Origin of the sequence: Streptomyces sp. UNOB3_S3, from assembly GCF_020740895.1 — a bacterium.
Classification (GTDB): Bacteria; Actinomycetota; Actinomycetes; order Streptomycetales; family Streptomycetaceae; genus Streptomyces.
Genome location: NZ_JAILXP010000789.1, coordinates 1 through 509, shown reverse-complemented (window position 1 = coordinate 509; position 509 = coordinate 1). Strand labels below are relative to the sequence as shown.

Below are 509 nucleotides of genomic sequence, written 5' to 3'. Positions count from 1 at the left end.
CAGCCACACGGGCCGCCCCCCGGCCGCCCGGCCCGCCGCCGACGGCTGCACCACGACCACGTTCGCCTGGTCGCACACGTCCAGGCACTCCGACGCCCGCACCTGCACGGCCCCGTCCAGCGCCTCCCGCAGCCGGCGTATCTGCCCGGCGTGATCGACCCCGGGCACCTTCGCCGGGTCGCCGCAGCAGCAGCCGCGGCAGACCGTGATCCGGCAGGGGGCTGCGGAGGCGCTTCGAGCGGCCTTCTTGGTGATCATCGGGCGATGATACGCACGGGCCCGGACAACAAGAAAACCCCGGCCTTCCGGCCGGGGTATCCCGTGTTCCTGCTGGTGTCCGAGGGGGGACTTGAACCCCCACGCCCGATAAAGGGCACTAGCACCTCAAGCTAGCGCGTCTGCCATTCCGCCACCCGGACCGGGTGTTTGTCCCTGCGGGGTGTTCCCCGCGGCGACATGGAAAACAATACCAAACATTCGAGGTGCTCGATCACCGCCCTCCACGCCCC

At 70.3% G+C, this 509-nt stretch carries 1 tRNA gene and 1 pseudogene; both read right to left on the bottom strand.

The annotated features are described in order from the left end of the window. A pseudogene (locus tag K6I33_RS35660) lies at positions 1-258 on the bottom strand ((2Fe-2S) ferredoxin domain-containing protein); the annotation flags it as partial. A gap of 73 nt (positions 259-331) precedes the next feature. Beyond that, a tRNA-Leu gene (locus K6I33_RS35655) sits at positions 332-419 on the bottom strand. Positions 420-509 lie beyond the last annotated feature (90 nt).